Source organism: Brevundimonas sp. (assembly GCF_013823285.1).
In the GTDB taxonomy this organism is placed as follows: Bacteria; Pseudomonadota; Alphaproteobacteria; order Caulobacterales; family Caulobacteraceae; genus Brevundimonas.
This window is the reverse complement of the sequence record NZ_PNLV01000111.1, coordinates 1-7,425: the sequence shown is the minus strand read 5'-3', so window position 1 is coordinate 7,425 and position 7,425 is coordinate 1. Positions and strand designations below refer to the sequence as shown.

Here is a 7,425-nt window from a genome sequence, read left to right as displayed (position 1 = left end):
CCGGCTCCGGCCGTCCCCCCGCCCCCGCCGCGGCCAGCCCGTGGCTGCACGCCGAACACCAGGACCATCCCGCCAGCGTCGGCTGGACGATGGAAGGCGCTGCCCTGCACGGCGGCCATCATCCCGGGCCCGGAAGCCTGGCCCGGGTGCTGCAGACCGCCGACGCCGAGCGCATGGCCCGCCCCTTCACCGTCACCATCCCCACGGACCCCACCCTCGCCTGGACCGTGGCCCACGAGAACAAACGGGTGCAGGACGCCCGCTCTCTCTATGTGGGCGGCGGCGACGGCGCGGTCCGCGCCGACATCCGCTACGACCAGTTCGGCGTCGGGGCGAAGGCGTTCGAATGGGGCATCGCGGTCCATCAGGGCACGCAGTACGGCTGGATCAACCGCTACCTCATGCTGGGCGGCTGCATCGCCGTCTGGCTGCTGGCGATCAGCGGCGTCACCATGTGGTGGAAGCGGCGTCCGCCAAGCCTGTCGGGCCGCCGTCTCGCCGCCCCCGCCGCCCCGCCCGGCCCGCGCGTCCGCGCCGCCGTGCTCGGCATCGTTTTGCCCCTCGCCATAATTTATCCCATGACGGGGGCCAGTCTCATCGTCGCCCTGGCGCTCGACCGTCTGGGCCGTCTGATCCGCCGCGGTCCCTCCCCCGCCTGACGCGGCGATCCGCAAGAAAAGAAGACATGAAGGAAGCTATCGAGATGCAACGCCTCGCGGTCCTGCCGCTGATCACCCTCGTCCTCGCCGCCTGCGGCGGTGGAGACTCCCGGCCCGAAGGCCCCGCCGTGGTCCAGGCCGAGGACGCCTGGTGCCGCCCCACCCCCAACGGCGTGTTCGTCGGCGGCTGCTACGTCACCCTCGTCTCCAGCCGCGACGACCGGCTCGTCTCCGTCGCGTCGCCCCTGTCCCAGGTGGTGGAAATCCACGAGATGCGCATGGACGGCGACATGATGCGCATGAACCAGCTGGCGGACGGCCTGCCCCTGCCCGCCGGCGAAACGGTGCAGATGCGCCCCGGCGCCGAGCATCTCATGCTCATGACCCTGTCCAGCGCGCTGGAGGACGGCCAGACCGTACCCCTGACCCTCACTTTCGAGCACGCCGCCCAGGTCACGGTGGAGGCCCAGGTCCGCCAGCCGGACGAAACCGCCGCCGAACACCGGAATCATTGACACGAACTTCGTGAAACACGATCTTCGTGTTCATGAAGAACGTCACCATCAGCATGGACGAGAGCGACCTGGCCTGGGCCAGGGCGCAGGCGGGCAAGGAAGGGGTCAGCGTTTCGCGCTGGATCGCGGGCCGCGTGGCGCGTGAGCGCCAACGCCCGTCCGATTTCCAAGCCCAGATGCTGGCTGTGATGGAGACGCCGCTGGCTCCGATGAGTGATGGAGGGCGGACGTTCAATCGTGAGGAAATCTATGACCGGCGGTTCATGAAGCGGTTCCGATGACGGCGCTGTGCTTTCTGGACACCAACATCCTCCTCTACCTCAATGACGACGCCGACCCTCGGAAGCGTGAGTTGTCGCAGCACATCGTCCTGACGCTGGCCGGGAGGCGAGGCTTCGTCGTCAGCCCGCAGGTTCTGAACGAGTATTACAACGTCGCGATCAGCAAGCCCGGCCAGTACGAACGACGCCGCGTCTATCGCGAGAACGTCCGGCGTTTCAGCACAGCCTGCACCGCCCCGTTCGACGACGCCGTGCGCGAGACCGCATGGGATTTTCAGGAGATCACCAACTATCACTGGTGGGATTTGCTGATCATCGCCTCGGCCAGCCGCGCCGGGTGCCGCTATCTCTTGACCGAGGACATGCATCACGGTCATGAGCTTGGCGACCTCACCGTGGTGAACCCCTTCTTCGCCGAACCGTCGGAACTGTTCGAGAAGCTGGACATACCCGCGCCCCTGTTTCCGCTGGAAGACTAATGTCCCTGAAAGTCGCGATCGTCGGCCTGCCCAACGTCGGCAAGTCCACCCTGTTCAACGCCCTGACCCAGACGGCGGCGGCCCAGGCCGCCAACTATCCGTTCTGCACCATCGAGCCGAACACCGGCGACGTGGCGGTGCCCGAGCCGCGTCTGGACGTGCTGGCCTCCATCGCCGGGTCGAAGGAGATCATCCCCTCGCGCATCACCTTCGTGGACATCGCCGGCCTGGTGCGCGGCGCGTCCAAGGGCGAGGGCCTGGGCAACCAGTTCCTGGCCAACATCCGCGACTGTGACGCTGTGGCCTTCGTCGCCCGCTGCTTCGAGGACGACGACATCACCCACGTGGAAGGCCGCATCGATCCCCTCAGCGATCTGGAGATCATCGAGACCGAGCTGATGCTGGCCGATCTGGAAAGCCTCGAGCGCCGCGTGGTCCAGGTGGAGAAGCGCGCCAAGGGCGGCGACAAGGAATCCCAGGCGACCCTGAAACTCATGAACCTGGCCCTCGAAAAGCTGCGCGCCGGCAAGCCCGCCCGCACCGCCGAGATCTCGAAGGAGGACGAGAAGGCCTGGCACATGCTCCAGCTTCTCACCGCCCTGCCCGCCCTCTACGTCTGCAATGTGGAAGAGGACTCCGCCGACAAGGGCAACGCCCTGTCCGACGCCGTGGCCGCCCGCGCGAAGGCCGACGACGCCAACTCCGTGGTCATCTCCGCCCGCATCGAATCCGAGATCGCCATGCTGGAGCCGGACGAGCGCAAGGAGTTCCTCGAAACCCTCGGCCTCGAGGAGCCCGGCCTCAACCGCCTGATCCGCGAGGCCTACAGCCTGCTGGGCCTGCAGACCTACTTCACCGTCGGCCCCAAGGAAGCGCGCGCCTGGACCATCCCCATCGGCGCCACCGCCCCCCAGGCGGCGGGCGAGATCCACACCGATTTCGAAAAGGGCTTCATCCGCGCCGAAACCATCGCCTACGATGACTATGTGGCGCTGAAGGGCGAGGCGAAGGCCCGCGAGGCCGGCAAGCTGCGCGCCGAAGGCAAGACATATGTGGTCAAGGACGGCGACGTCCTGCACTTCCTGTTCAACACCTGACCCCGCTCCCTCCTGTCGGGAGCGCGGCCCGGGCGACGCGACGATCGGGTGAGACGTCATGACTCTGGGTGTGTTCGCATCCCTGCTCGGCGGCGTCGGCCTGTTCCTGCTCGGCATGTGGCTGATGACCGAGGGTCTGAAGCTGGCGGCCGGCGGCGCCCTGCAGGCGGTGCTGGAATCCTGGACCCGGTCCGCCCCGCGCGGCTTTCTGGCCGGGGTCCTGATCACCGCCCTGCTGCAGTCCTCCAGCGCCGTGACCGTGGCCACCCTGGGCTTCGTCAACGCCGGCCTGCTCAGCCTGGCCCAGGCCGTCTGGCTCATCATCGGGGCCAACGTCGGCACCACCATGACCGGCTGGCTGGTGGCCCTGGTGGGGGTGAAGATCGACGTGGCGGCCCTGGCCCTGCCCCTGATCGGCCTCGGCATGCTGGGGCGGCTGGCGTTCCGCGGCCGCTCGCGCCTGTTCGGCGCGGCCCAGGCCATGGCCGGGTTCGGGGCCTTCTTCCTCGGCGTCGGCGTCCTGCAGGGCGCCTTCGCCGACCTGATGGGCGATATGGGTCATCTGTTCACCGGCGACGCCACCTTCGCCGCCCTGCTGATCGCCCTGGCCCTGGGCGTGCTGGTGACGGTGCTCACCCAGTCCTCCAGCGCCGCCATCGCCCTGGCCCTGACCGCCGCCGCCAGCGGCGAGATCCCCCTGTCCATGGCCGCCATGGCGGTGATCGGGACCAATATCGGCACCACCTCGACGGCGATCCTGGCGGCCCTCAGCGCCACCCCGGCGGCGCGGCGGGTGGCGACCGCCCACGTGATCTTCAACGTCACCGCCGCCACCGGGGCCCTGCTGCTGTTGTCGCCGCTGCTGTGGCTCAGCACCTGGCTCACGTCCGGCTTCAACCCCCAGGCCGACACTCCCGCGATCCTGGCCATGTTCCACACCCTGTTCAATCTGCTGGGCGCCGTGATCATGGCCCTGATGGGCGCGCGGCTGATCACCTTTCTTCAGCGCCGCTTCGTGTCCGCCGAGGAAAGCCTGGCCCGGCCCCGATATCTGGACCCCACCCTGGCCAAGGTGCCGGATCTGGCCCTGCGGGGGCTGGTGCTGGAGGCGGAGCGCATGCGCGAGGCCGCCTTCGCCATGGTCGCCCGGCGGCGGGAGGCGGGGGCGGGAGCGGGGGCGACAGACCCGGGCCAGCTTCTGCCTTTGGGGCGGGCGATCCGCACCTTCATCGGCGAGATGAGCGCCGGCCCCCTTCCCGACACGGTGGCCGACGCCCTGCCCGATGTGATCCGGGCCGTCCAGCATCTGGAGGAGATCGAGCGCATGAGCCTGCGGCTGCGCACACCCCCGGCGGACATCGCCGCCGCCTCGGCCGGCTGGCCGACCCTGCGCCAGGCCCTGAGCGACAGCCTGACAGGGCCCGGCCCGCACGCCGCCGATCCGGAGCTGGCCTATGCGCGCCTGATCGAGACCGCCGAACAGGCCTATCAACAGGTCAAGACCGACCTGCTGCAGGCCACCGCCCGCGGCGCCCTGCCGGTGGGCCGGCTGGATGACGCCCTGGATCTGGCCGACGCCGTCCGGCGCTGCGCCGAGATGGCCGCCAAGACCCACCGCCGCCTGGGCCCCTGGGAGGGCCACCCCGACACCGCCCACGAAGAGGCGCAGGCCGCCGCGGGCTGAGGTTCAGGCCGCCCGCGGGCGGATGCACGCCGCCGGGACCGCCCCTCTTCCGTGCGCCCGGTTGACTCCTGCGCCCTTCGCCTCAATAGTTAAGTGAATGCTACAGCATCAACCCGAACCGCTCGACCTCGCCTTCCAGGCCCTGTCCGATCCCGGACGCCGCGCCATGGTCGAGCGCCTGAGCCTTGGCCCCGCCTCGGTCAGCGAACTGGCCCGCCCCCTGCCCATGACCCTGTCGGCGGTGGTCCAGCACCTGAAGATTCTGGAGGCCGCCGGGCTGGTGAAGAGCGAGAAGGTGGGCCGGGTGCGCACCTGCACCCTGGAGATCAGGACCATGACCCGGGTCGAACGCTGGATCGCCGAGCGCAAGCGCTTCTGGGAGCGGCAATACGATCAACTGGACGCCTACCTGGCCGAGACCGCCCCCGAGGAGACAGACCGATGACCGTCACCAACGCCGCCTTCACCATCGAACGGGTGCTGAACGCCACGCCGGCGCGGGTCTTCGCCGCCTACAGCAGCCTCGAGGCCCGGCGCGCCTGGTTCAGGGCGCCGGCGGACATAGAAACCCTCAATCGCGATTTCGACTTCCGCGTCGGCGGCCGGGAGCGGTTCCACGCCCGCTGGCCCGACGGCAAGGTCACCGACTTCCAGGCCGTCTATCATGACATCGCCCAGGACCAGCGGATCATCCTCGTCTACGACATGTTCCACAACGGCGAGAAGCTGTCGGTCTCGCTTCAGACCCTCGAGTTCAGGGCCGAGGGCGACAGGACCCGGCTGATCCACACCGAACAGGGATCCTATCTCACCGGCGGCATGGAGGCGGTGCAGGGCCGCGAGCACGGCACGGCCTGGCACATCGACAATCTGGTCGCCGTTCTCGAAGGCCGCGAACCGAGGGCCTTCTCATGACCATCGACCTGTTCGCACACCCCTTCTCGTCCTACTGCCAGAAGGCCCTCATCGCCTTCTACGAGAACCACATCCCCTTCACCTGCCGCATGATGGAGGACGCCGGCGTGGGCGATGAACTGGCGTCCCTGTGGCCCATGAAGCGCTTCCCGATCCTGCGCGAGAACGGCCGGGTGGTGCTGGAGGCCTCCATCATCATCGAATACCTCCAGATCCACCATCCGGGGCCGGTGAAGCTGATCCCCGAGGATCCCAACCTCGCCCTCGAGGCGCGCATGCTCGACCGCGTCTTCGATAACTACGTCATGACGCCCCAGGGCAAGTTCGTGTTCGACGCCCTGCGCCCGGCCGACCAGCGCGATCCCCACGGCGTCGAGGAGGCCCGAAAGATGCTGGAGGTCAGCTACGCCTGGCTGGACCGGCGCATGCAGGGCCGCACCTGGGCGGTGGGCGAGACCTTCACCCTGGCCGACTGCGCCGCCGCGCCCTCGCTGTTCTACGCCGACTGGACCCACCGGATTCCCGAGCGATACGGGAACCTGCTGGCCTACCGCGCCCGCCTGCTGCAACGCCCGTCCTTCGCCCGCGCCGTCAACGAGGCCCGCCCCTTCCGCCACTACTTCCCCCTGGGCGCCCCGGACCGGGATTAGGGGGGTGGTGCGGCCCGTCATGAGGCCCGCCCGGACGCCCGAAACGGGTGGATGGCGGACGTTGAATCTGGACGAAGCTCTGCTACCTTGAGGGCTGTTTTCGGAGGTTCGGATGAGCGCAAAGCCAAAGTTACCTTTGGGCTCCACCATAGGCGGTTCAATGAAAATAGCGCTCTTCGCCTTGATCGCATTTGTGGCGTCCCATGCCCAAGCAATGGGCCAGGTCCTGAGTGCAGATGAACTGCAAGCCAGGGTCGTCGAGATTACGGATGCTCAGAACAGGGTTATGATGCGTGGCTCGACCGCTGCCGATATCGATGACCTCTTCTCCTTGTATACGCCGGACTTCATCTACATCCATGAGGCCTATGGGGGCGCCTATACCAGAGACGAACTGCAGGCGAACACCGTAAGGGCGCTGGAGGCCGGGAGGTATGACCTGACCGAACCGCGATACAGGGTGATTTCCATGATACCGGGTCACAATGGGATTGCTGTCGAGCGCGAGGAGGTCAGCAGGGGCGCCGCGAAACGCCACCTCGCGGTGTTCGAGTTTCGAGACGACAAGGTGTCCCGGATAATCGAATACTGGAGATAGCGCCCTATCGGTCGCAAGCGACTCCCGCCTGTCGATTCAGCGGCGACAGTGACACTGGAGGATTGTCCGGTGGGCAAAGCGTGCGCAGACTATCGAACGCTGAATGTCTGCCATGGTCGGGAGCTGACAGTCGCTTCGGGCTGGAAAGCAGACCTCGGCTATGCAGTATGAGGGCATGAGCAAGACCTCCCGGAACCGTAGCGGCGTGCCGTCAGACGCAAGTCTTCCGGGCTTGTCTGACGAAGAGTTGGACACGGAAGCCGCACGGGTCTCAGCGCGCCTCCGCATGCCGCTGTCGCCGATTGTATCGAAGCTGCTGCTCAAGAAGCGGCACGCGATTGAAAGCGAGCAGGCGCGCAGGAACAACTAACGTCCGCTACGGGTCGTCGGCGGACGTCTGCACCCGCCTGAACCGCCCCCTTGATCCCGCATTTTCGGCGGCCAACGCCCCTGAAAACAAGGGGTCGGCGTCCCAAACCCCTGTTTTTCGTCCCGCTGCTCCCGGGCGCCGGACAATGGGGGGATGAGCACCACCCAAGCACCCCCC

Annotated in this window: 11 protein-coding genes; all 11 read left to right on the top strand. The window is 67.6% G+C overall.

Going from position 1 to position 7,425, the window contains the following annotated elements; all coding sequences use genetic code 11:
• Positions 1-659 (top strand): PepSY domain-containing protein (locus C0461_RS12385; RefSeq protein WP_292107411.1); only part of this gene is annotated, 659 nt, incomplete at its 5' end.
• A 44-nt stretch (positions 660-703) separates the two neighbouring features.
• The gene (locus C0461_RS12380; RefSeq protein ID WP_292107408.1) at positions 704-1,174 is read left to right on the top strand and encodes a copper chaperone PCu(A)C; all 471 of its coding nucleotides are present in this window, start codon (positions 704-706) and stop codon (positions 1,172-1,174) included.
• Between the two features lie 32 nt (positions 1,175-1,206).
• The gene (locus tag C0461_RS12375) at positions 1,207-1,455 is read left to right on the top strand and encodes a hypothetical protein (RefSeq protein ID WP_292107405.1); all 249 of its coding nucleotides are present in this window, start codon (positions 1,207-1,209) and stop codon (positions 1,453-1,455) included.
• The gene (locus C0461_RS12370) at positions 1,452-1,934 is read left to right on the top strand and encodes a PIN domain-containing protein (RefSeq protein ID WP_292107403.1); all 483 of its coding nucleotides are present in this window, start codon (positions 1,452-1,454) and stop codon (positions 1,932-1,934) included. The genes C0461_RS12375 and C0461_RS12370 overlap by 4 nt, the downstream gene beginning before the upstream one ends.
• On the top strand, positions 1,934-3,031 hold the full coding sequence (gene ychF, locus C0461_RS12365) for a redox-regulated ATPase YchF (RefSeq protein WP_292107400.1): 1,098 nt from the start codon (positions 1,934-1,936) through the stop codon (positions 3,029-3,031). The genes C0461_RS12370 and ychF overlap by 1 nt, the downstream gene beginning before the upstream one ends.
• A gap of 58 nt (positions 3,032-3,089) precedes the next feature.
• Positions 3,090-4,715, top strand: a complete 1,626-nt coding sequence (locus C0461_RS12360) for a Na/Pi symporter (protein ID WP_292107397.1) — start codon at positions 3,090-3,092, stop codon at positions 4,713-4,715.
• Between the two features lie 97 nt (positions 4,716-4,812).
• Entirely contained in the window at positions 4,813-5,160 is a 348-nt protein-coding gene (locus C0461_RS12355) for a metalloregulator ArsR/SmtB family transcription factor (protein ID WP_292107395.1), read from the top strand.
• Complete coding sequence (locus C0461_RS12350; protein ID WP_292107392.1) at positions 5,157-5,630, top strand: SRPBCC domain-containing protein; 474 nt, start codon at positions 5,157-5,159, stop codon at positions 5,628-5,630. Before C0461_RS12355 ends, C0461_RS12350 begins: the two co-directional genes overlap by 4 nt.
• Positions 5,627-6,280, top strand: coding sequence for a glutathione S-transferase family protein (locus C0461_RS12345; protein ID WP_292107390.1), 654 nt, complete (start codon positions 5,627-5,629; stop codon positions 6,278-6,280). The genes C0461_RS12350 and C0461_RS12345 overlap by 4 nt, the downstream gene beginning before the upstream one ends.
• A 112-nt stretch (positions 6,281-6,392) precedes the next feature.
• Positions 6,393-6,878: a hypothetical protein gene (locus C0461_RS12340; RefSeq protein WP_292107389.1), complete on the top strand. Its 486-nt coding sequence runs from the start codon at positions 6,393-6,395 to the stop codon at positions 6,876-6,878.
• A 175-nt stretch (positions 6,879-7,053) separates the two neighbouring features.
• A complete protein-coding gene (locus C0461_RS12335; protein ID WP_292107386.1) occupies positions 7,054-7,248 on the top strand; it encodes a hypothetical protein in 195 nt (64 codons plus the stop codon).
• The last annotated feature ends 177 nt before the right edge of the window (positions 7,249-7,425 follow it).